The 21,085-nt window shown below is 65.1% G+C and carries 16 protein-coding genes; 5 read left to right on the top strand and 11 right to left on the bottom strand.

Annotated elements, in window-relative coordinates; translation table 11 throughout:
* Positions 1–11: 11 nt before the first annotated feature.
* On the top strand, positions 12–2,150 hold the full coding sequence (locus QMG52_RS00320; protein WP_283558447.1) for a DUF2264 domain-containing protein: 2,139 nt from the start codon (positions 12–14) through the stop codon (positions 2,148–2,150).
* Between the two features lie 82 nt (positions 2,151–2,232).
* Here QMG52_RS00320 and QMG52_RS00325 read toward each other — a convergent pair whose 3' ends face one another.
* The 5 genes from QMG52_RS00325 to QMG52_RS00345 form a co-directional block, all read right to left on the bottom strand.
* The gene (locus tag QMG52_RS00325; RefSeq protein ID WP_283558448.1) at positions 2,233–4,608 is read right to left on the bottom strand and encodes a polysaccharide lyase 8 family protein; all 2,376 of its coding nucleotides are present in this window, start codon (positions 4,606–4,608) and stop codon (positions 2,233–2,235) included.
* Between the two features lie 151 nt (positions 4,609–4,759).
* A complete protein-coding gene (locus tag QMG52_RS00330; protein WP_283558449.1) occupies positions 4,760–6,361 on the bottom strand; it encodes a sulfatase family protein in 1,602 nt (533 codons plus the stop codon).
* Between the two features lie 8 nt (positions 6,362–6,369).
* Positions 6,370–7,389 (bottom strand): aliphatic sulfonate ABC transporter substrate-binding protein, encoded by a 1,020-nt coding sequence (locus QMG52_RS00335; protein WP_283558450.1) that lies wholly within the window; start codon positions 7,387–7,389, stop codon positions 6,370–6,372.
* Positions 7,390–7,463: 74 nt separating this feature from the next.
* Positions 7,464–8,288, bottom strand: a complete 825-nt coding sequence (locus tag QMG52_RS00340; protein ID WP_283558451.1) for an ABC transporter ATP-binding protein — start codon at positions 8,286–8,288, stop codon at positions 7,464–7,466.
* Positions 8,289–8,307: 19 nt separating this feature from the next.
* The gene (locus QMG52_RS00345; protein WP_283558452.1) at positions 8,308–9,042 is read right to left on the bottom strand and encodes an ABC transporter permease; all 735 of its coding nucleotides are present in this window, start codon (positions 9,040–9,042) and stop codon (positions 8,308–8,310) included.
* Positions 9,043–9,215: 173 nt separating this feature from the next.
* Between QMG52_RS00345 and QMG52_RS00350 the strand changes: the two genes are divergently transcribed.
* The gene (locus QMG52_RS00350) at positions 9,216–10,415 is read left to right on the top strand and encodes an ROK family protein (RefSeq protein ID WP_283558453.1); all 1,200 of its coding nucleotides are present in this window, start codon (positions 9,216–9,218) and stop codon (positions 10,413–10,415) included.
* A gap of 35 nt (positions 10,416–10,450) precedes the next feature.
* On the opposite strand, the gene QMG52_RS00355 is transcribed toward QMG52_RS00350, so the two are convergent.
* Positions 10,451–11,506 (bottom strand): formylglycine-generating enzyme family protein, encoded by a 1,056-nt coding sequence (locus QMG52_RS00355; RefSeq protein ID WP_502920412.1) that lies wholly within the window; start codon positions 11,504–11,506, stop codon positions 10,451–10,453.
* A 130-nt stretch (positions 11,507–11,636) separates the two neighbouring features.
* On the bottom strand, positions 11,637–13,130 hold the full coding sequence (locus QMG52_RS00360) for a sulfatase-like hydrolase/transferase (RefSeq protein ID WP_283558454.1): 1,494 nt from the start codon (positions 13,128–13,130) through the stop codon (positions 11,637–11,639).
* A gap of 181 nt (positions 13,131–13,311) precedes the next feature.
* On the opposite strand from QMG52_RS00360, the gene QMG52_RS00365 reads away from it, so the two are divergent.
* Entirely contained in the window at positions 13,312–14,181 is an 870-nt protein-coding gene (locus QMG52_RS00365) for a sugar phosphate isomerase/epimerase family protein (RefSeq protein WP_283558455.1), read from the top strand.
* A 49-nt stretch (positions 14,182–14,230) separates the two neighbouring features.
* On the opposite strand, the gene QMG52_RS00370 is transcribed toward QMG52_RS00365, so the two are convergent.
* The 4 genes from QMG52_RS00370 to QMG52_RS00385 all read right to left on the bottom strand — a co-directional run bounded on the left by QMG52_RS00370 (position 14,231) and on the right by QMG52_RS00385 (position 19,796).
* Positions 14,231–15,058 (bottom strand): class I SAM-dependent methyltransferase, encoded by an 828-nt coding sequence (locus QMG52_RS00370; protein ID WP_283558456.1) that lies wholly within the window; start codon positions 15,056–15,058, stop codon positions 14,231–14,233.
* Positions 15,059–15,192: 134 nt separating this feature from the next.
* Positions 15,193–16,839 (bottom strand): DNA repair helicase XPB, encoded by a 1,647-nt coding sequence (locus QMG52_RS00375; protein ID WP_283558457.1) that lies wholly within the window; start codon positions 16,837–16,839, stop codon positions 15,193–15,195.
* Positions 16,836–19,364: a helicase-associated domain-containing protein gene (locus tag QMG52_RS00380; protein WP_349361634.1), complete on the bottom strand. Its 2,529-nt coding sequence runs from the start codon at positions 19,362–19,364 to the stop codon at positions 16,836–16,838. Before QMG52_RS00380 ends, QMG52_RS00375 begins: the two co-directional genes overlap by 4 nt.
* Before the next feature lie 192 nt (positions 19,365–19,556).
* The gene (locus QMG52_RS00385; RefSeq protein WP_283558459.1) at positions 19,557–19,796 is read right to left on the bottom strand and encodes a hypothetical protein; all 240 of its coding nucleotides are present in this window, start codon (positions 19,794–19,796) and stop codon (positions 19,557–19,559) included.
* Between the two features lie 178 nt (positions 19,797–19,974).
* On the opposite strand from QMG52_RS00385, the gene QMG52_RS00390 reads away from it, so the two are divergent.
* Both QMG52_RS00390 and QMG52_RS00395 read left to right on the top strand, forming a co-directional pair.
* Positions 19,975–20,355: a cold-shock protein gene (locus QMG52_RS00390; RefSeq protein ID WP_283558460.1), complete on the top strand. Its 381-nt coding sequence runs from the start codon at positions 19,975–19,977 to the stop codon at positions 20,353–20,355.
* On the top strand, positions 20,355–21,011 hold the full coding sequence (locus QMG52_RS00395; RefSeq protein ID WP_502920420.1) for a DUF3027 domain-containing protein: 657 nt from the start codon (positions 20,355–20,357) through the stop codon (positions 21,009–21,011). Before QMG52_RS00390 ends, QMG52_RS00395 begins: the two co-directional genes overlap by 1 nt.
* Positions 21,012–21,085: the final 74 nt, after the last annotated feature.

Genomic DNA, 21,085 nt, shown 5'->3' on the forward strand with positions numbered 1-21,085 from the left:
AAGCATACCTCATGGACTCATATTCCCCGCTGGACACCGGACAATCCGCTTTCACCGGTTTGACTAGGACGCACTGGGAAGCCGTGGCGGATTCCCTGCTCACCGCGGCCCGGCGCTTTTCCTCCCCTCGGCACGCCAAGGTGGGTTTTCCCTCTGCCGGCCCTTCGGGTAGCGCGGCGCAGGAAGCGACGGACCAGCTCGAAGGGTTTGCGCGCACGTTCTTGCTGGCAGCGCTGCGCCTGGCGGGTAACCAGGGTGACCAGCCCGGCGGCAATACTGCCGCACCCCCCACCGCGGAACCCCGCAGTGCCGGGGACCGCGCCGTCGGAATTGTTGAATGGTACATTTTGGCGCTGGATGCCGGAACCGCTCCCGACTCCGACGAGCGCTGGCCGGCACTGATGGATCACGGGCAGCCTACCGTCGAGGCGACGGCCATCGTTCTGGGGCTCCATTTCAGCCGGCCGTGGCTCTGGGACGCACTGCCGCAGCGGGTGCGGGACAACATCGCGACCTGGCTTGGCGGCAGCCGTGGATCCTACGGTGCTGATAACAACCACGTTATGTTCTCGGCAACCATCCAGGCTTTCCTGGCGGCCACCGGATACCCGCACAATGCCTTCGAGATTGAGGCGGCGCTGGCCCGGATCGAGGACTGGTACGTGGGCGACGGCTGGTATTCGGACGGAGCCGGGCGCCGGTTTGACCACTACAACGCATGGACCTTCCAGCTCTATCCGTTCGTCATTTTGGATCTGCTCCGGGGCAATCTGCACAGTGCAAGCGAGAGCGAAGGCAGGCGCCGGCTATACCGGTCCCGGTTGGCTGACTTTGTCCAGGGCTATCAGCACCTCTTCGGGGCCGATGGCAGCCCGCTGCTGCAGGGGCGCTCGCTGACCTATCGATGGGGCGTGGTTGCGCCGTTTTGGATGGCGCAACTGGAGGGGATCACCACGGTGTCTCCGGGGCGTACCCGCAGGCTGGCCAGCGGCGTGCTGCGTCATTTCTTGGACCGCGGTGCGGCGGCCGACGGTGTGTTGAGCTTGGGCTGGCATGGCAGCCACGCCAGCATTTTGCAGTCGTACAACGCCCCTGGCTCACCGCACTGGGCCAGCAAGGGGTTCCTGGGTTTGCTGTTGCCTGCGGACCATCCTGCATGGACGGCGGCGGAGGAACCGCTGCCGGTGGAAATGGGCAACACCTCCGTGGTGCTGGCCGGCCCGCGGTGGCATGTCTGCGGTTCCATGGCGGACGGAGTGGTGCGGGCGCTGAACTTTGGCTCCGACGGGCATCCACAGCGTGACGACGGCTTGTACCGGCGGCTCGCCTATTCCACAGCCACCGTGCCGGTGCTTGAGCCCGGACTTGACGGCAGGCTGCTGCGGGATAACGATATCTACCTCAAGGCGGGCAACGGTACCAGCAGGCACCGCGGCCTGCGTGGGGGCGTGGCGCGGTATGACGGCGGCTCCAGCACGTTCGCCCTCGATGCTGGCGGGCGAGACGTGGTAGCTAACTATGCCACCACAGTGCTGGACGAGGACGCCGACCGGCAGCGGCCCGGTTCCCGGAGCGAGGGCGTCCGCATCGAAGTGCGGATAGCCAGGCTCACGGGTGTTATCGGGTGCGAACCCGTGCTTTCCGGCTATGCCATTTCCTCGGACATGCCAGTGGAGACGGCGGTTTGGGCGGAACGGCCTGCCATGAACGAAGCCGCCGCAAGCCCGGCGGCGGCCCGTGTCACCGGCTGGCGGCGAACGGCGCCCGGCGGCCTCCCCGCCCGACTGGCTTCCGCCGTCGCCCTTTATCGCACAGACTTGACCGACGCCGCTCCCGAGCGCACCGTGCACCGTGCGGTGGCAGTGCACGGGCAATGCAGGGCCGGCTCCGGCACCGCGTTAGGGGAGCACAGTGCGCTGCCACAGCTGGAATTTGGCCCGCTGCCCGCCAATACCGTGCACATTGCCTGGCTGGTTTGCCTGGGTGCGGAAGCCGATACGCTGGCGCGGACTGCGGTGGACCTCGCGTTGTGCTGGACAGACGATGGCGCGCAGCTGCAGTGGCGTGGAACTTCGCGAGTGCTGCCGTGGCAACGGGAGACGCCGTGGGCCGCTGATGCGCTGAACCAGGACGTCTTCCGCTGGCACTGATGTCATCGATGCCGGCTGAGCCAAATGGGCAATGACACCGTGCAGGGGGTCTGTCGAATAACTATTGTCCAGTCGAACAGCCTCAGGGACACAGCTGCAGCTCCACGGACTGACCAGCCAGGCCCGCCGTCGGAATGACCAGCGTAAGCGTGCCGTTGGAGTTGCGGGTCAGCGTCACCTCAGTCGCCGACTTGACCTGCCGGAACCTGGTGCCGCTGATGGTTAGCGTGACGTTCTCCGCAGTCTGGGTGGGATCGGAAACGGCCATCTTGAGCACGCCCGGGGTCTCCCAAGCCAGCACGGAGGCCGGGCCGGCGGCCGTTATGTTCCCCACCGTGGCGGCCGACCAGAAGTTCGCTGCCGTAGTATTCCTGAACTTGATGCCCTGCGCTGCGGCATCATTGCGCAATATGCTGCCCACGCTCTGCCGCGATGCCGCTGCGGTTTCGACTGCAGTGGCCCCGGGCAGCAGGACATAGGCGTAGCTGGCGCCGCGGGGATTGGTTCCGTGGTCTTTGTACAGCGTGACGTAGTTGCGGGTTAGCTGCTGCGCCGTGCCATTTGCGTTGATGTCCTTCCAGCTGCCCGAGCGGCTCTCCCGCAGGGCCTGGACCGGCGCCTCGTCCAGGAAGAGGTAGCCACCAACACCTTCCAGATGGGCCCACTTTGCTCCCGCGTGGGTTTCCGCAGTACCCGCCACGGTGCCGGCGGGTTTGCCGTCAATGAGCAGCGCGTTGGTGCCCGTGGCGCCAAGGTTGCGGTGCTCCATGATGGATTCCACCTTGGCGGAACTGCCGGTGGAAATGTCAGAGCCTAGAGCCACAATGAATTCATGGCTGAAGAACCAGGATTTCCGCGCACTCAACCCGGTGCCGCCGGGCGCGATCATGTGCTGTCCCACGGCGCCGTACCCGGCTCCGGTCACGCCGCCGGTCCACTCGTTCTGCGGTGTCTTGGCACCCCACTCTCCCTCCACCTTCGGTGGGAGAGTGGTGGCATCCACGGTGGTACCGGGCAGCCGCTTGAGGTTGGCGGTGGGCCAGAACGCGTCGTCGAACTCTCCTCCCTCCGGTCCGTAGACATAGGTCATGCCGTCCCCGGTGTGGTAGCCGGTGTTGTTCTCGCCGTTGCCGCACTCATACCAGGTCATCCGGCGGCTGGACAGGCCCAATGAGGCTGCCCAGCCATTGCCGCGGTGCACGGCCCGGTCCATCGCCGGGAAAAATGTGTGCCCCACCGGTTCCGGTGCCGCCGTGACTTTGGACCCGAGCAGTTGCTTGACCAAAGCCGTGCGCGCAATGCTGGGTCCTGCGAGCGGGGAGCTGTAGGTGTTGCGCTGGATCCAGCCCAGGCAGATGGACTGCCAACGAGCCGCCGTGGCGGGATCCACCGCGCGCGCCAGCCAGAGGATTGCCTCGATGGTGACGGTGCCGTCGTCGTGGCCGCCCTCGGTCTGGCGTGAAATGGCCCGTCCGCGTACTGCGTCCATCATCTGGCCGTTATAGACCAGCGGGGCGAAGGATGCTTCCACCCGGTCGAAGAGGATCTGCCGGCTCGGGTCGGTCACCGCATAGGTTGACCCGCCCAGCAGGGAGAACAGCTTCGCCAGCCCGCCCAGCAATACCACGCCGTAGGTGCCGGTGTAAGCGATGGTGGAGTGTTGAATGAATGAGCCGTCCCGGAAGAAGCCATTGCCGCTGGTGACGAACTGCCAGACCGGCACCAGCGCGGCGATGGCTGCGGCGAGCCTGACCGTGTCCCCGCCCACGATGGAACGGATAATGATGCCCTGGCAGATGTCCACCCGGTTCGCGCCCTCGGAGAGAATCTTGCCCCGACTGTCCGGAAACTGCATCGTGGGGTCCGGAACGAAGTGGTCGACGGCGGCGCAGTAGTCCGCGATCTCAGCGTCGGTCAGGTGGTCGCGGACTATCGACATGGCGTCGGTGAGGGACTTGGGCGTGCCGATCTCCCAGGACCACCAGTTGCCGAACTCGGCCTGGCCGGCGTTGTAGACCAGACGGTGGCTGTCCCGCAGCCCGTCCAGGATGTTCTGCAGCAACGCAGTATCATCCTTGAACCCCGAACCCGGGGTGGCCCAGGCCGTCGCCATCTGTGCCAGCCGCTTGTAGACGGTGACTATTTGCGCGTCCACAGTAAAGCTAGTGTCGCTGAAGACCTGGGTGCGCGTACCGGCGCCGGGCACCAGCAGGGAAACGGAGGCCTGCACGGTCTTGTCCAACCCGGCAATGGCCGTGGTGAAGTCGGCGTCGCCGGCGACTATCTCCGTGCGCCCGGTCAGCTGGTCAACCCACCGCTGCCGAAGGGCTTCCAAGTCAGCGGGGGATGCCGTGGCCGCAGCATTGGCCATCGGCGTGAATACCGCACCGATCGCGGCTGCCAGGGAGAGCGCGCCGGCTCCCTTGAGTAATGATCGTCGTGAAAGTTGGCTGTCCATGGAGAGTCCCATCGTCGTTTCCGGGTCTTTTGGGGTTCGGAGCTGTCGGTCGCCCGCCTGTGATGCAGCTAACTTAACGTGGTCCGGATGCGAGGAATAAAGACCTAATCCGCATTTGGCCCGTCAACAGACTGCCCGCCGTCGTCGTGCCTCAGGTAATGAACCGTTCCACAGCGGTAACGGGCCGGATCCGCTCGCTTTCCGGAATGTCTCCGGCGAAGGCGAGCCATTGGGCGAATTTGTCCCCGCGAGCGATTAATTGCCGGTACATATTGCGGCGCAGCGAACGGACATTGTCCCGGTAGGCCGGGACGTTGATGACGTTGTTCAGCTCATCCGGGTCCGCGTGCAGATCATAGAACTCGTCGAGCCCCTCCGGGTTTGCGATGTACTTGAAATCGCGATCACGGAGCATCCGCTGGGCGTACGGGAAGTGGTGTCCATGGAATTCGCACAGGATGTCCTGCCGCCAACCGGCCGGAGTGGTCCCCGCGGCGAGGGGGAGCAGGCTTGAACCACGGATACCGCTGACATCGCCGCCGGCGATGTCGATGAAGGTAGCGGTGAAGTCGATCAGCGAGACGAAGTCGTCATTATGCCTTCCGGCCTCACCAGGCACGGCCACAATGGCAGGAACCTCACCAGGCACGGCCACAATGGCAGGAATACGGTAAATGTCCTCATACATGGCGGGGCCTTTGTCGTTGAGCCGGTGCGCGCCGGTGAACTCGCCGTGATCGGCCGTGAACATGACGGCGGTGGAGTCTGTGAGCCCGAGTTCATCGAGCACCGCCAAAATTCTGCCGATCTGGTGGTCGATCATCGCCACGTAACCCCAATAGACCGCCGTGATCTTTTTCCATTGCTCCACACTGAAACAATCCGTCGACCAGTAGTCTGCGTAAGTCTGCTGAACCAGAGGTTTGCCGTTGAAGGTCTCCGCGAAAGAACCGGGGAGCTCGACGGCGGACGGGTCAACTAAGTCGTACCACTGGCGTGGAATGAGGTATGGCAGGTGCGGTCCAAAGATATGGCAGGACAGGAAAAACGGCTCGGCAGGGTCCCCGCCGGCAGGGTCCACGCCTGGAGTCTGCGTGCCTTCAGTCTGCGTGCCGGAACGGCCGACGGCGAACTCCCGGAGCTTGGCGATGGTCTGATCCGCCAGATAGGCCTCAAACGTTGCCTCCGTCGGCTGGTCCGTTACCCCCGCGATTAAGTGGCCTTGGCTGCCATCAGCACGAGTGGTGTAGATCGGGTCTGAGATATGGAACTGAGGGAAACCGTTGACGGTAAGCCAGCGCGTGTAGCCCGGGTCATCGAAGACATTCAGCGCTCCGGGCAGGTGCACACCCTCGAAGCCGTAGAACTCAGGGCCGCGGTGCCGCCCCACGTGCCATTTCCCGACATGCCCCAGCCGGTACCCCTGCTCGGCCAGGGCCGCGGAGAACGTGGGGCTGCCGTCGGGCAGTTCTTCGCGGTGGCCGGAATTCCATTCGTAATTGGCCAGCAACCCATGTTCGAAGGGCTGCAGACCGGTCAGCAGGCTGGCGCGGGCGGGAGTGCAGATGGCAGTGGGGGTGTAGGCGCGGTCGAACGTTGTTCCACGTGCAGCCAGAGCGTCGAGGTGGGGCGTGTGGCTGGTGGTATTTCCGTAACAGCCAAGGGTATCGGTCCGTTGCTGATCCGTCATCAAAAAAAGAATGTTGCGTGGTTTCCCGGGCGTCTGGCTGGCGGTGAGAGGTGTGTTCTGCATGGGTCGGCTTAGCCCTTCGGTGCTGCGACGTAGGCGTCCGCGGTGTAGAAGGACTTGGGATCCTTGACTTCGGGGATCTTACCGTCGGTCTTGAACTGTTCCTCGAGGGCCTTGAACCACTTGTCGACCGTGCCATTTTTGGTCAGGTCCTCAAGCTCCGCTGAGGTGAAGAGCTTGGCGACGCCGGCTTGGGCCTTCACATTTTCGGGTTTGAGCTTGAGGAAGGCAGCCGTCGCCGTGATGGTCTTGTCCTGGTTCTCATGCCGGTAATCATTGGCGGCCTTAATCACGGATAGAAAGCTCTGCGCCAGATCCGCATCCTTGGCTGCCCGTCCGCTCTGTGCAACGAACGTGCTGGGGAAGGTGAATTCGTCGATGAAATCTTCGTTTTTGACGAGTTCCTTCAGATCCGGTTTGCGCTGTTTAAGGGTGTCAATCAGCGGATACCAGATGGCGGCGCCATCGATCTGGCCGGCGGCGAAAGCGGAAACAACGGTGCTGGGATCCATCGAAACAATGTCGAAGTCGGACTTACTCAGTCCTGCCTTTTTCAGCGCCAATCCCAGCAGCTGGTCTCCGGATGTACCGGCCGGAACGCCGACCTTCCTGCCTTTGAGATCCTGCAGAGAATTGAAACCGCTCTGCGCAATTACCCTGTCCGCGTTGGAGACAGAGTTAACTGCCCAGATCTCCGCCTTGCCGGATGCCGGCAGCCAGAGCGCACCGGAACCGATGTAGGCGACATCGACGTTGCCTGTGCCCAGCGCCTGGATGGACAGCGGCCCATTCGTAAACGGAATGTACGCCGGCTTCAAGCCGTTCTTCTCCCAGAGCTTTTCCTGATCAGCGACGGCCATCAGGCCGGCTCCGTTGTAGTCCGCGATGTAGCCGACCTTGATCTCACTCACGGAGCGCTTGCCGCCGGCATCAGGGGTGGGATCGGCCTTGGAGCAGCCTGCCAGCGCTGCGGTTGCGGCGGCGCCGAACGCCAGCTGCGCGAATGAACGGCGGGAAAGGTTCGCTCTCATGAGGTACTCCTTGTTGCGGTGGTCAGGGTGAATTGCTGTGCTGGTTATTCGTCGGCGCCGCTGGCGGAACGAAACTATTCGTCGGCGCCTCTGGCGCCAGGCTGGTGGTAGACGGCTTCCCAGACTTTGGCGCGCAGCTGCGCGAATTCGGGGGAAAGCCGCAGTTCCTCGGTGCGGGGATACGGCAGGTCCACGGTAACGGTCTGATAGATCCGTCCTGGCCTGGCCGCCATAATGATGACGCGGGAGGCCAGGAAGACTGCCTCGTCGACGTCGTGGGTGACGAACATGACCGTTCGGCGTTCCTTCAGCCAGGTATCCATGAGCTGCTCCTGCATGTGGACCCTGGTAAGCGCATCCAATGCGCCAAAGGGTTCATCCATCAGCAGGATCTCCGGATTGACAGCGTAGGCGCGGGCGATGGCGCATCGCTGCTTCATGCCGCCGGAAAGCTCTTTGGGCAGCGCCTGCGCGAAGTCGCTCAGCCCCACCAGCCCTAGATAGTGGTCAACAATGGTTCGCCGTTGCGCTGCCGGTACCTTCTTCAGCTCGAGCCCGAACTCGACATTCTTTCGCACGGTCAGCCACGGGAAGAGGGCATACTGCTGGAAAATCACGCCGGTGCGCGGGCTGGGTCCCTCCACCCGGCGCCGGTCAACGAGAACCTCACCGCCGGTGGGCTCCAGGAGCCCGGCGGCGACGTTGAGCAGGGTGGATTTACCGCAGCCGGAAGGGCCAACCACGGTGACGAACTCGCCGTCGGCGATGTCCAGGCTCACCCCGCCAAGGGCAGTGAAGGTTTCCTTACCGAGTTCAAAATCGTGCCTGACGTCAGCGAATCGGATCATGGACAGATCTTCCCCGGTCTGTGGGCTGGTGGGTGCTGCTGTTGCGGACATGAGGATCCTTTCCTGCCGGCTAGCGGCGTTCCTGCCAGCGGGTGAGACGTGCTTCAGCCAGCAGCAGTATGCGGTCCATGATCAGCCCTAGCACTCCAATGCTGATCAGGCTGACGAAAATAGTCGGCAGGTCATAAAACAACTGCGCTTGCTGCATGCGGTAGCCCAGGCCGTTGGGCGCCGCTATCAATTCCGCGGCGACGAGGGTGGCCCAGGCAGCGCCCAGCCCAATGCGCATGCCGACCAGAATGAAGGGTGAGGAGGCCGGGACCACCACGCGCAGGAAAACCGTGAGACTGCCGGCACCCAGGACCCGCGCGGCGTTGATCAGCGTTTTCTCAACTCCGACGACCCCTTGGAACGTGGAGATGACGCAGGAGAGGAAGGCTGCCAGGAAGATAACGAAGATCTTGGGGACCTCGCCTATTCCCATCGTCACGATGGCCAGCGGAATGATGGCCAGCGGCGGAACCGTGCGGAAGAACTGGATGTACGGTTCGACGATGCCGCGCGCAATGCTGTACCAGCCCATCAGGAAGCCCACCGGGATCGCCAGCAGGCTGCCCAGCAGGAAGCCGGTCAGGACCCGGGCCAGGCTGGCACCCACGTCATCAGCCAGGGTTCCGTTGCGAGCCAGTTCGATCCCCTGAGCCAGCACTTGGGCGGGTCCGGGGAGTCCTTGGATACCAATCGCCGATACCAGAGCCCATAGGCCGATTCCAGCCGCAACGGACACCACATTCAGCGCCAGCATGCTCTTCTTTGTCAGCTTGATGGCTGGTTTCTTCCGTTTCCCAACGGCTGGCGTTCCTGCTCGCTCAATTGTCCGTGCTGGGGTTCGTTGACTGACCATGGAACAAATTTAGGGGGAAACGTGACTTACGTCAACATGATTTACATAAATGGGGTTGACGTTAGTATCAAGAGATGACTTCGATTTCACCAGACCCCGGCACCAGCCCCGCTGAGCGCCTCATGCTGGAGTTCCTCTTCACCCACGGGCCTGCCACCCGCAGCGAGCTCCAACAGCAACTGGGTGTTTCCCGTACCACGCTGTCCCAAATAGTTGGGAAGCTATTGGGAAACGGGGTCCTGGAAACCAGCGGGAAGGCGGAGTACGGGACGGGGCGCAACGGCCGCCCCACCCAGCGGTTGTCCATTAAGGCTGATCTAGGAGCGGCTGTGGGCATCGAACTGGGGCGATCCCGGACCAGTGTGACAGTGGTCGCTCTTGACGGTAGGCCGGTGGATCAATTTTCCGTGACAGTATCCAGCGACGCATCCCCGGGAGTGCGGCTCTCCACCGCCGTGGAGTTCTTGGCAGACCTGCTGCAGCAGGGCAGGCTAAACCGGGCGGCTGTGCTGGGCGTCGGCGTCGGCATTGCGACCCGTCATGACAGTGCCCAGACCGAACGTCCCGATGCCGCTGTCCAAGCTGATCCCGAGGGTCTTTCACTGGAGCCCTTACGGGCCCTCTTCCGGTCACCGGTCATCTGGGACAACAATATCCGAATGGCAGCCGTTACCGAGCTGGCCGCTGAGGGGGAGCAGACAACAACCGGAACTTTGCTGTATGTCATGCTCTCGGCAGGGATCAGCAGTGGGATTCTGCTGGACGGTCGGATCTATCGGGGAACTTTCGGAGCTGCCGGCGAACTAGGGCACATCTGCGTCGATCCGGCAGGGCCGCAGTGCTGGTGCGGGGCCATCGGGTGCCTTGAAAGCGTATTGGGTACCGGTGCCGTTTTGCGCGTTGCGTGCGAAGCCGGGCTCGGCACGGCGTCGATAGCCGCACTCAGTAGCGCCATCGGCGCGCCGGACGCCACGGCCGTCCGGCTGGCGACCCAACTCGGCGGCGTGCTGGGCCAAGCACTGGCAGCCGCGGCCATGCTGCTGGATCCACAGAGCATCGTTCTGACCGGTGACCTGGTCCAGCTGGGAGAACCATTCCTCGCCGCAGCCGCGGCGCAGTTGCATTCGCGTAGGGCAGCGGTCGGATTGCCCGCGTGCGAAATCCGCGTCACCTCATATTCCGAACACGCCGGCAGTCTCGGCGCCGCGCAAGCGGCCATCCGTCGTTGGGGAACAGAGCACATCGCCCGTCAAAATCGGTCCGCCCCCAGCTGATCAGCATTCACCGTGCAGCCATTCGCTTGGCCGTGTCAGGGCAGGGCCTGGACCGGTTCCACTGCCGCGGTCCGGAAGCCGCAGTTCCCGCTGGCGGAGTCCGGCGTATTGGAACTGCGGGCGGCCAACCGGTATCGGTTGCAGTAGGACTCGTGGCACAGGTACGAGCCGCCGCGCATCACTCGTCCGCGTCCGATCGTTGGTCCCTGTGGGTTTGCGATGGTTCCCGCCGTAGCGCAGGTCCTGTAGTACTTGGGCAGGAACCAGTCGTGGCACCATTCCCAGACATTGCCGCTGGTTTGGTACAGTCCGAAGCCGTTCGGGGAGTAGCTGTAGACCGGAGCGGTGGTGAGGTATCCGTCGTCGAGCGTGTTCTCGGTGGGGAATGTGCCCTGCCAGATATTGCAGTGGTGCTCCGGCTGTCCTCCAGGTCCGGTCGGGACCAGGTCGTCGCCCCACGGATACCGGCTTCCGGGGCTGCCGCCGCGCGCAGCGTATTCCCACTGCGCCTCGGTCGGCAGCCGGCGCCCGGCCCAGGCGCAGTAGGCCAGCGCGTCATTATGGGACACCTGGGTCACCGGATGGTCCGGGATGTCCTGCCACCTGGAGCCTTGGCCCGCGGGATGCGCCCAGTCTGCGCCGCGGACGTTGAGCCACCAGGGTGTGCCCGCGGCCGGACCGAGGATGTCCACCCGCGGCGCCTGGACAGCCAGGTGGAAAACCGCTGAACTGCCGAAGAGCTCAGATTCCGTGCGGAAATCTGTCGAGGAAACGAACCGGGCAAACTCTGCATTGGTCACCGTGGCGGCGGCGATACTGAAGGCGGTCAGGCGAACCCGATGGACCGGCGTTTCACCGTCGCCGCCGTAGCCCTCGTCGAACGGATCGCCCATCGCAAACTCGCCAGCTGGCAGATGCACATCGTCCCGGGCTCCGGTTTCGGCAGGCGTGCCGCACGGGGTCGGGGCGCGGCCGGCCGAGGTGAAAGATGCGGTGTCGCTGGACTCGACGGAGTCCAAGGTGTTGCCGGGCTCGACGGCGGAGCGGGCGGCTGCGGCACCGTCCCGCGCGGGGCTACAGCAACTGGTCACGGCTTTCTCCTTCCGGTGATTCCGCGGTGCGGACAGGGGCGTGCCCCAAGTTAATCATGCCCTGCACGCCGGGCTCCACCCGGCGTGGTAAATGCCCGAACACGGGCCGATCGGGGCCGCTAAACGACACCTATTTCGCACTCGATGGGCGCTTGTCACCGGCCGTCCCGTCCCAGTTAGGCGCGGTGAATGCGGCGAGGGGATCGGCTCCCAGGGGTTGGAATTGACCGGCGCCGGCAACGGGCAGGGCGGCGCCGTCGAAGGCTGCACTGGCATGCTTGCTGAACCAGCGCGCCAGTTCCGCGCGCAGGTCGGCGAGAGTGTCCCCGGCGCTTGCCTCGTGAATGAGGTTGCTGCGTTCCTGCGGGTCCACGCCCAGGTGGTACAGCTCGTGCGGGCCGTGCGGATACCTGTGTACGTACTTCCACGTTGCCGTGCGGATCATTCGGACCGGGCCGTATTCGTCATAGACGACGACGGCGCGGGCCGGTGCTGTGCGGCTCACCTCGGCCCGGACAGGCCCGGCCTCGTGGGCAATCAACCCGGCGAATGACTGTCCGGGCCCATCTTCGAACCCCGACTTATCCAGCCCCGCCAGTTCCAGGATGGTGGCCGCTACGTCGTAGGCGGAGAGCAACTCCGGGCGAACACTGCCGGCCGCAATATGGCCAGGCCACGTGAAGATGGCAGGGACCTTGACGGAGGAGTCATACATGTTCTGCGGGAACGTTCCGTTGCCCTTGCCCCAGATGCCATGGTGGCCACAATTGAAACCGTTGTCGGAGGAAAAGATGACCAGCGTGTTCTCCGTCTGCCCCAAGGTCTCCAACCGCTCCAGCAGGGCGCCAATGCCCGCATCCATGGCGCTGACGGCCGCAAAATAACCCACCAGGGCGGCGCGGACGTCCGCTTCGCCACCGATCGGAATGCCGTCAACGGTGGGCTGCCAGGGGTGCGCCGGTTCCTGCGGACAGCTCTCGAAGGCGCAGTCGTCGTACAGGGCCTCGAACTCGCGCGGATGCTGACCCTTCCATGGCTTGTGCGGCGCCGTGTAATTTACGGCCAGGAAAAACGGGTCCGGTCCGGGGGCCGCGCCGTCAAGAAATGCCAGCGCGTCAGCGGTGATGACGTCAGTGAGGTAATCGGTCACCGTCTCCCGGCTGCCGTCACGGTACATCGTCGCTTGCCGGTACGGGCTTCCACCGCCCTCTAACCCGTACCAATGCACAAAACCTCGCCGGGATGCGTCATTGGCGCCCAGATGCCACTTGCCGGAGAGCCCCAACTGATAGCCGCCCTCGGCCAGCACATCGGTGAACAACGGCTGCCCCGCCAGATAGTCCGGCGCGTTGGCACCGACCTCGACGCCGGTCAAATAGTCGTGGACTCCGTGCCGCGAGGGGATTTGGCCTGTCATCAGGCTGGCACGTGCCGGCGAGCAGACCGGGGATACGCAGAAGAAGTTTTCCAGCCGGGTCCCGCGCGCGGCGAGCCCGTCCAGGACAGGTGTCTGGATCTCGTCGCTACCGGCACAGCCCAACGCCCACGGGCCCTGATCGTCGCTGAGGACAAAGAGAATGTTTGGACGGACGCGCTCTGACGCGGCAGATTGATTGCTGACCATGGGTCCTTCATCAAGTGGGCGAAATGGGTAGCCGGCGCCCGGAATGATCCGTTCCGACGATACAGGCATATCACGCCGTCGGGAGAGGATTTAAGAAGTAGCGCACGAGTCCACCCTCGGTAAGACTGGAACCGTGGCTGCGGGGCGGTTTGCGCCTGAGGCAAAGACCGGAAGGAGTTACATGCGGTTGGCATTTTCCACTTTGGGTGCGCCTGACGCTTCCGTAACGCAATTGATCCAGTGGGCACGGCGGTTTGGGGCCCGTGGGCTCGAACTACGGGTGGACGACGGCGGCATCACACCTTTGGGGTTGACCGCAGCCGGGCGCGTGGAGCTTCGGCAGGCACTTGAGGATGCCGGGGTGGAGGTGCTGGCCCTGGCGAGCTACGTCAGGATCTGCGCGCCGGGACCGGACCACGAGGTGCTGGCCGGCCTGCGTGCGAACCTGCAGCTTGCTGCCGATTTAGGAGCGCGGGGGATGCGGGTTTTCCCGGGGGCAGGCGTAGATCCCTTGGCGACGGCTGATATGTCGGGCTTCGACGCGGCAGGTGCCCGGCGGCTGTCGGCGGTGCTGGGCGAGGCCGGGCATCTGGGAGTCCGGCTGCTGCTGGAAACGCACGATTCGCATCCACGGGGAGCGGATGTCGCGCGCATTTTGGCGCTGGTGGATGACCCGGGCGCGGTTTTGGCCGCAGTTGCGGCCGACGCGGAACCGGGCCCGTCCGGCGTGGGCATCATCTGGGACGTGCTGCACCCCTGGCGTTACGGCGAGACCCCGCGGGAGACGGCGCGGCATGTGGCCCCATACTATGCCTACAGCCAGTTCAAGGACGGGCAAATAGGCTCCGCGCCGACGGACGTCACCCTCCGGCTGCCCGGGCAGGGCAGCGTTCCGCTGCGCGAAATCGCACAGCTGGCCACGGCGCTGAGCGCAGCGCAGGGCAACGCCGATCCGTGGTTCTCGCTGGAATGGGAGAAGGCCTGGCACCCGGAATTGCCTGAGCTACCGGTTGCCCTGGCAGCCCTGCAGCAGGTTCTGGCAGCGGACTAGATCGCGGTATCGGAGCCACGTCACTCGACGCGCTGGGATGCTCGACCGATCATGGCTTGCGGGCAAAGATCTCCACCGGGGCCAGGACGCCGGCGCGGAACGCTGCGAGCAGATTGGCCATCCGCGGCGGCCCATCGGGGCCCAGGACCAGCAGCGGGCCGAGCGGCGACGGACCCTTTTCCGCAGTCCGCGCCTGTCCGCGCTCCATGAAAGCGATGCCAAAATCGCGGCGGTTCCGCTCCGAGTCGACCGCAAAGCCGGCCGCTTCCATCCCCTCGGAGTATTCCAACGGTGTCCCGACGAAGGAGTCTGCCGGCACCGTGGACCATGGCAGCGGGAAGGTGGGTTCGTCGTCGCTCATCCGCATCACGTCGTAGACGGCGAAGACGCCACCGGGCTTGAGGACTCGGAATACCTCGGCGAACAGCGCAGCCTTATCGTCGATGTTCATCCCGACATGCAGCATGGTGGCGACGTCAAACTCGTCGTCGCCAAACGGCAGCGCCAGCGCGCTGCCCTGGCTGAAGGTAACCTGCCCGCCTAGCCCGGTCAGCTCGGTCAGCGACCGGGCAACCTGGACGAATTCCGGGGTCAGATCGACGCCATGGACCGTTGCCCCGAAGCGATGGGCGAAATGCCGGGCCGGGCCGCCGATGCCGCTGCCCACGTCCAGCACGCGGGAACCGCTGTGGATGCCGGCGCTGCTTGCAAGGTCCTCGGTGGCTTTGATGCCGCCGATGTGGAACTCATCCGCGCCGGCGAGGTCCTCCTGGTGCAGGTGGTCCGGGTCGCGGCCCTCGGCCTGCAGGGCCTCGAGTAGCCGTTCCTGAAGATCCCCGCGCGAGTAGTGCCTGACCACATTGGCTTCCGTATCCACGATGATCTCCCTGCCCCGAGCCCGTTCTTCACGCTGAACAACTTCATGCCGAAAACTGCACGCTGAACAACTGAAATATTGAGCCGATCATACGCTCGATTGTGCCGGGCTGCGTGCCACGTCAACACGCAGCCCTATCCGGTCGTGGCGATGTCCTTCGCATCCAGAATCCGGTAGGCATAGCCCTGCTCCGCCAGGAAGCGCTGGCGCTTGGCCGCAAAGTCCTGATCCAGGGTGTCACGTGCCACCAGGGTGTAGAACCGCGCTGACCGCCCGTCCGCCTTGGGCCGAAGCAGCCGACCAAGCCGCTGCGCCTCCTCTTGCCGGGAGCCGAAGGAGCCGGAGACCTGAATTGCTACGGACGCCTCCGGCAGGTCGATGGAAAAATTCGCCACCTTGGAGACCACCAAGGTATGGATGATCCCCTTCCGAAACTCGCCGAAGAGCCGCTGCCGTTCCTTAACACTTGTCTCGCCCTTGATGACGGGGGCATCAAGGTGTTGGGCAATTTCATCGAGTTGATCGATGTACTGCCCGATCACCAGCAGCTGCTCACCCTGATGGGACTTGACCAGCCGCTCCACCACAGCGGTCTTGGTCTCGCTTGTGGCGCAGAGCCGGTATTTGTCCGCATCGTCGGCCATGGCGTAGGCCATCCGTTCGTCACGCGGCAGATCCACCCGGACCTCCACGCAGTCCGCCGGCGCGATGTAGCCTTGCGCCTCGATGTCCTTCCATGGGGCGTCGTAGCGTTTAGGCCCAATCAACGAGAAAACCTCGCCTTCCCGGCCATCCTCCCGGACCAGCGTCGCTGTTAGCCCGAGCCGTCGTCGTGCCTGCAGATCCGCCGTCATCCGGAAGATCGGCGCGGGCAGCAGGTGCACCTCGTCGTAGATGATCAGACCCCAGTTATTGGCATCCAACAGCTCCAGATGCGGATACAGCCCGCCGCGCCGCATGGTCAGGACCTGATAGGTGGCAATGGTGACCGGCCGGACCTCCTTGACGGCACCGGAGTATTCACCAATCTCGGACTCCGTCAACGTGGTGCGCTTGAGCAGCTCGTCCTTCCATTGCCTGGCGGAGACGGTGTTGGTGACCAGGATCAACGTGGTGGTGCCGCTGACGGCCATCGCGGCGGCGCCGACGAGCGTTTTGCCCGCGCCGCAGGGGAGCACGACGACGCCGGAACCGCCGGCCCAGAAATTCTCCACCGCGAGCTGCTGGTACGGACGCAGTTTCCAGCCCTCTTCCAGCAGCGCCACAGGATGCGGCGTGCCGTCGACATAGCCGGCGAGGTCCTCTGCGGGCCAGCCGATTTTCAGCAACAGCTGCTTGAGCGCGCCGCGCGCGGAGGCGTGCACGACGACGGTCATCGGGTCAATGCGCGGGCCCAGCAGCGGCTCGATCTTCTTGGCCCGGATCACTTCCTCCAGCACCGGGTAGTCGTCCGTGCGCAGGACCAGTCCGTGCACGGGATCCTTTTCCAGCCGGAGCCGGCCGTACCGGGACATGGTTTCCGCGACGTCGATCAGCAGCGCGTGCGGCACCGGGAACCGCGAGTACTTGAGCAAGGTGTCAAGGACCTGCTCCGCGTCCAGCCCGGCGGCGCGGGCGTTCCACAGCCCAAGCGGCGTGAGCCGGTAGCTGTGCATATGCTCGGGGGCCCGTTCCAGCTCGGCAAACGCGGCAATCGCGTGCCGGGCCTCGGTGGCCTGGGGATGATCCACCTCCAGCAGGATGGTTTTGTCACTCTGGACGATCAGCGGGCCGTCGGTCATCTATCCCTCGCTTCGGTGTCAGCGAGCGCGACTTCGGTGGCAGCCAGCGCGTCGGTCCGATCGCCGGTCGGCGCCCCTGGTTCGGCCAGCTCCACGTCCATCACGCGGTGGATGGAAACCACCCGCTCAATCTCGCGGCCTGGGTCATAGACGCGGACCCGGCCGCCGCTGACCGACAGCGGTACCAGCACCTGCTGATCATGATTGCCGTTGCTGTCCACAATCGAGATATTGACGGACTTCTTCAGCCTGATGGCCTGGCGCAGGGTCTCGAGACCCAATTGCGGCCCCGTCTCCGGGCCGGCCGGAACCCACGACGGTTTGCTCCGCAGCGCGGAGAGCTGAGCGGCAATATCTTCTTCGGCCGGCTCCCGCGCGGAGGCCCTGCCCGGCTGGACCACCGCTGGACCGGACTGAGGCACCTTCACCGGGCCGCCGCCGTCGGACTCCAGGACGGCCGGCGCCATCCCCAGCTCACGCAGCGCCGCGGCGACCTCGCGTGCACCGGACTTGGTGGTCAACACCGTGGGGGCCAGCGCCACCAGCCCCAAATGCTTGAGCACCGGGATCTGCAGCAGCTCCTGGAGCATCATCTCATCCTCACTCTGCAGATAGCTGAAGGCGGTTCCGACGCGGAGCCGGCCATGGCGCGCGGCGGTATCCTCCACAAGGTAGCGCAGCGGCTGCGGAATATCCGTCGCCGAGTGCCGGGCCAGAAAATCGAGGATCCCCTCGGCGTCCTGCCCGGCATCCAGGGCGCGCCGGAGGGACGCGGCGCTGAACCGGAAGATGGTGGCCGGACCCTGGCCCTCCGCCGCCGCGAGCAGGTTCAGTTCTGCAGTCAGTTCGGGGGACAAGTAACCGGGTGCGACGGCGGTCAGATCGGCCTGCAGCAGCACATGGGCCAGCGGTCGTGGCAGCGCCGCGTGCAGCGCGGCGAGTGCCTCCTCGGGCTTACCGGAGGCGACGGCGGAGCCCATCACGGTGAGCGAGCCGGATCCTGTCAGCCCGAGCAGCTCGGCTTCGTGCAGAAACCCCGGCAGCAGGCGCGGGAGCCGCCGTGCCAGCCGCGGCTGCCGCCACTGGAAGCGCGCCAGGATGGCGGCGCCGTCGAGCACGGGCACCATGCCCGGCGCACTCGCGGCTGACGGTGATGTGCCCGTGTCACCCGCATCCGTGCTTGCCGCAGCCGCTTCGTCGCTGAGCTCGAGCATGATGGCGAGTGTTTGCTTCCTCAACACGGGTGCATCGGGCCGATATGCCTCCGCCCCCAGTGCGTTGATGAGCCCCGTCCCCGCGGTCTTGGAGCCGGTGCCGGATCCTGCCGAACCGGAAGCGTTGCCGCCGCCCGAGCCGTCCCGGGAGGATGGCTGACCTACCAGGGCGGGCGCCCGGTCCGCCTTGAGCCAGGACGTGGCAAGCCAGAGCCATTGCTGCTCCCGGGGCAGTTGCTGCCAATGCGTCTGCGCCACACGCCAGCGGGACGTATCCACGTCCAGTACCAGCAAAGAGGCCAGCGCGGCCAGCTCCAGCAGCAGTGTCGTCATTTCCGTATCGATGCGCAACGCGTCGGCCAGCCGACGGACCTCACGCACGCCGACGCCCCCGGCGCGCAGCGTTGCCAGTGGCGTGTTCTGGACCTGCGCCAGCAGCTCGGTCTCCAGCCGCAGCACCTCGGCAATGGATCCCAGCGCGGCATTGCTCACCAGCGAGGAGCTGGTGGCTCTTAATTGCGGTGCCGGGGGTGCCACGCTGAAATCGCGGACAATGACGCGGCCGCGAAGCACCATCGCCACGTCGGAGGGCAACTCCACGTGCTCGTTGTTCAGCGGAACCAGCAGCCCGCGCGCCAGCAGCCAATCCACCGGCGAGGCGTCGTTGATCCCGGGGCCGGCTATCCGCTGAGCGTTGGGGATGGCGCCCATGGCACCGGCGCTGAACCGGTCCAACATGCCCTGCGTATTCTCCGGGGCGCCGGACAGCAGTCGCTCCAGCGTCCCGGGGGCGTCAACCCAGGCATGCATCGCCAGTGCCGCTTCCATCGGCGTTGAAGCATCCTTCACCCCCGCTCCGGACTGCTGCAGCGCCTTCAGGGTCTGCAGCAGCCGCACCCCGACCGACGGTTGGGTGCGGACCAGCTCCACGTATCTCCGGCCCAGTCCCGCCGGGTGCAGGCCGATGACGTCCTTGAGACTGCTGACCGGCAGGTATGCCCGCGATTTGACTGGCTGTCCGAACTGGGCCGGATCACGGTACAGCAAGGCCCGGGCGTGCAGGTCTCTGAGGATGGCGTCGAGGGTTGACACCGTGCTGCCGGCCATCAACGGCTTGAGCATCGATGCCGTGGCGCTGAGTCCCAAATCCTCGTTGGTGGTCAGATGCAGCACCTCGAGCACCTGGCTCTGCGGCTGATTGAGCTTGTCCAGGGCCCGGGCGACACTGACTCTGGCGCAGGCTCGGGCCGCGAGGGCGGCAAAATCGGGAACGGCCGGGGAGATCAGGTCCGGGCGTGCATCGAAGAGCATGCGCAAAGCATTGTCACTTCGCGCCGCCAGTTCCGCCGTCAAAATCCGAATAGAGGACATCGCTCTAACGGTACCGTGGGCAGCCTAATCTGAACACGTGACGGTGTCCCTGATAGCGGGCCGCAGCCGCGCCCGAAGGGGCGATTTTCCGCAGTCCAACGGGCCGTGGCAGTCGCCCTTTGGGCAGGCCGGTCAGAGCCGACGGCGGCGGGCGATGGCGCGCAACACGCCGATCCCCATCAGGACGAATGCCAGCGGCAACCCAATCATGGCGATCCAGTCCAACGCGATCCAGGGCCTACCGCCGGCGACCTTGACCAGCAGTACGCTCGCCAGCGACGCCACACAGACAACGGCGAGTACCGCAGCAGCTACATTGAAGACCAGCCCGCTGCGGCCGGAGTCAGGCATGGCACGGCCGTTCTCAGTCATGCCGTTAACGCTAACAGCGGACACCTTGGCGGCAAAGCCGCGGCGCCGGGGACGACACGCTAACCTAGAGGGAGCAGACCAACACGCCCAACGCCGTCGCGCCCAATTGAAGGCTTTCCTTTGAGGTTTACGTGCAGCCGCGGGGGACCCGAGCAAGACGATGAACGAGGTAAACGAAGTGCCAACCGGGAAAGTCAAGTGGTATGACAACGAAAAGGGCTTCGGCTTCCTGACCACCGATGACGGCAAGGAAGTGTTCCTGCACGCCAATGCGCTGCCGGACGGTGTTTCCGAGGTCAAGGTGGGCATGCGGATGGAATTCGGGGTCGCCGACGGGCGCAAGGGTGCCCAGGCGATGGCCGCGCGGATTCTCGACAAGGCGCCGTCGGTCGCGAAGGCCAAGCGGATGCCGCCCATGGAACTGGCGCCGATTGTGCAGGATCTGGTGAGCATGCTGGAGAAATCCGTCGGGGGTCTGACCAACGGCAAATACCCGGACGGCGACGCCGGCAGGATTGCGGCTGCGCTGCGCAAGGTCGCCGAAAACTTCGACGCGTGATGGCCGATTCCTTAACTCCCGCAGCGGTGCCCGCCGGGTCCACCGGATCCACGGTGCCCGCCGGGTCCACGGTGCCCGCCGGATCCACGGTGCCCGCCGTACCCGCCGGGTCCACGGTGCCCGCCGTGCCCGCCCAGCCCGGTGCGGGAAAGCGGCCGAAGGGCCGGCCCGGCGTGCCGCTGTGGCGCACCGGGAAGCCCGACGCCGTGCTGGCGGCCGCCGTCGACGTTGCCAGACAGGGCGTGCTGGGGATCGCTGACGAACGGCAGATCGGCGCGCACCTCGGAGTCCGCAGCGAGGGCGAGCGCGTCGCAACGCACCTTTTTGAGTGCAGGATGAGCGGGTACGTGGGCTGGCAGTGGTTTGCCGTGCTGGCGCGGGTGTCCCGGTCCAAAACCGCGACGGTTAATGAGGTGGGGCTGCTGCCATCAGAAAACTCGGTGCTCGCGCCGGACTGGGTGCCGTGGGCGGACCGGGTCCGGCCGGGGGATGACGAGGAGGCGGCAGAGCTGGCTGGCCTCCTCCTGCCGGAGACGTCCGGTGCGCCCGAGAACGGTCTGCCCGAGAACGCAGCCGCGTTGGCCACGGCGCTGCTGGAACAGGAAGAGGCACTGGGGCAGGATGCTGCCGACGCCGAGGCAGACACCCACAACTGACCCGTTACATTTAGCGATTGACCCCTTCATCCGGGACGCAGTTGAGGCGCATGTTCCCCAAAACATGCGCCTCA

It is taken from the genome of Paenarthrobacter sp. PH39-S1, from assembly GCF_030063245.1.
In the GTDB taxonomy this organism is placed as follows: Bacteria; Actinomycetota; Actinomycetes; order Actinomycetales; family Micrococcaceae; genus Arthrobacter_M.

Bases quoted from the DNA above. Each gene is read 5' to 3' on its own strand.
- QMG52_RS00380 (WP_349361634.1), bottom strand. From the start codon at position 19,364: ATGCTCTTCGATGCACGCCCGGACCTGATCTCCCCGGCCGTTCCCGAT.
- QMG52_RS00335 (WP_283558450.1), bottom strand. From the start codon at position 7,389: ATGAGAGCGAACCTTTCCCGCCGTTCATTCGCGCAGCTGGCGTTCGGC.
- QMG52_RS00385 (WP_283558459.1), bottom strand. From the start codon at position 19,796: ATGACTGAGAACGGCCGTGCCATGCCTGACTCCGGCCGCAGCGGGCTG.
- QMG52_RS00360 (WP_283558454.1), bottom strand. From the start codon at position 13,130: ATGGTCAGCAATCAATCTGCCGCGTCAGAGCGCGTCCGTCCAAACATT.
- QMG52_RS00330 (WP_283558449.1), bottom strand. From the start codon at position 6,361: ATGCAGAACACACCTCTCACCGCCAGCCAGACGCCCGGGAAACCACGC.
- QMG52_RS00350 (WP_283558453.1), top strand. From the start codon at position 9,216: ATGACTTCGATTTCACCAGACCCCGGCACCAGCCCCGCTGAGCGCCTC.
- QMG52_RS00320 (WP_283558447.1), top strand. From the start codon at position 12: ATGGACTCATATTCCCCGCTGGACACCGGACAATCCGCTTTCACCGGT.
- QMG52_RS00325 (WP_283558448.1), bottom strand. From the start codon at position 4,608: ATGGACAGCCAACTTTCACGACGATCATTACTCAAGGGAGCCGGCGCG.
- QMG52_RS00375 (WP_283558457.1), bottom strand. From the start codon at position 16,839: ATGACCGACGGCCCGCTGATCGTCCAGAGTGACAAAACCATCCTGCTG.
- QMG52_RS00395 (WP_502920420.1), top strand. From the start codon at position 20,355: ATGGCCGATTCCTTAACTCCCGCAGCGGTGCCCGCCGGGTCCACCGGA.
- QMG52_RS00345 (WP_283558452.1), bottom strand. From the start codon at position 9,042: ATGCTGGCGCTGAATGTGGTGTCCGTTGCGGCTGGAATCGGCCTATGG.
- QMG52_RS00340 (WP_283558451.1), bottom strand. From the start codon at position 8,288: ATGTCCGCAACAGCAGCACCCACCAGCCCACAGACCGGGGAAGATCTG.
- QMG52_RS00365 (WP_283558455.1), top strand. From the start codon at position 13,312: ATGCGGTTGGCATTTTCCACTTTGGGTGCGCCTGACGCTTCCGTAACG.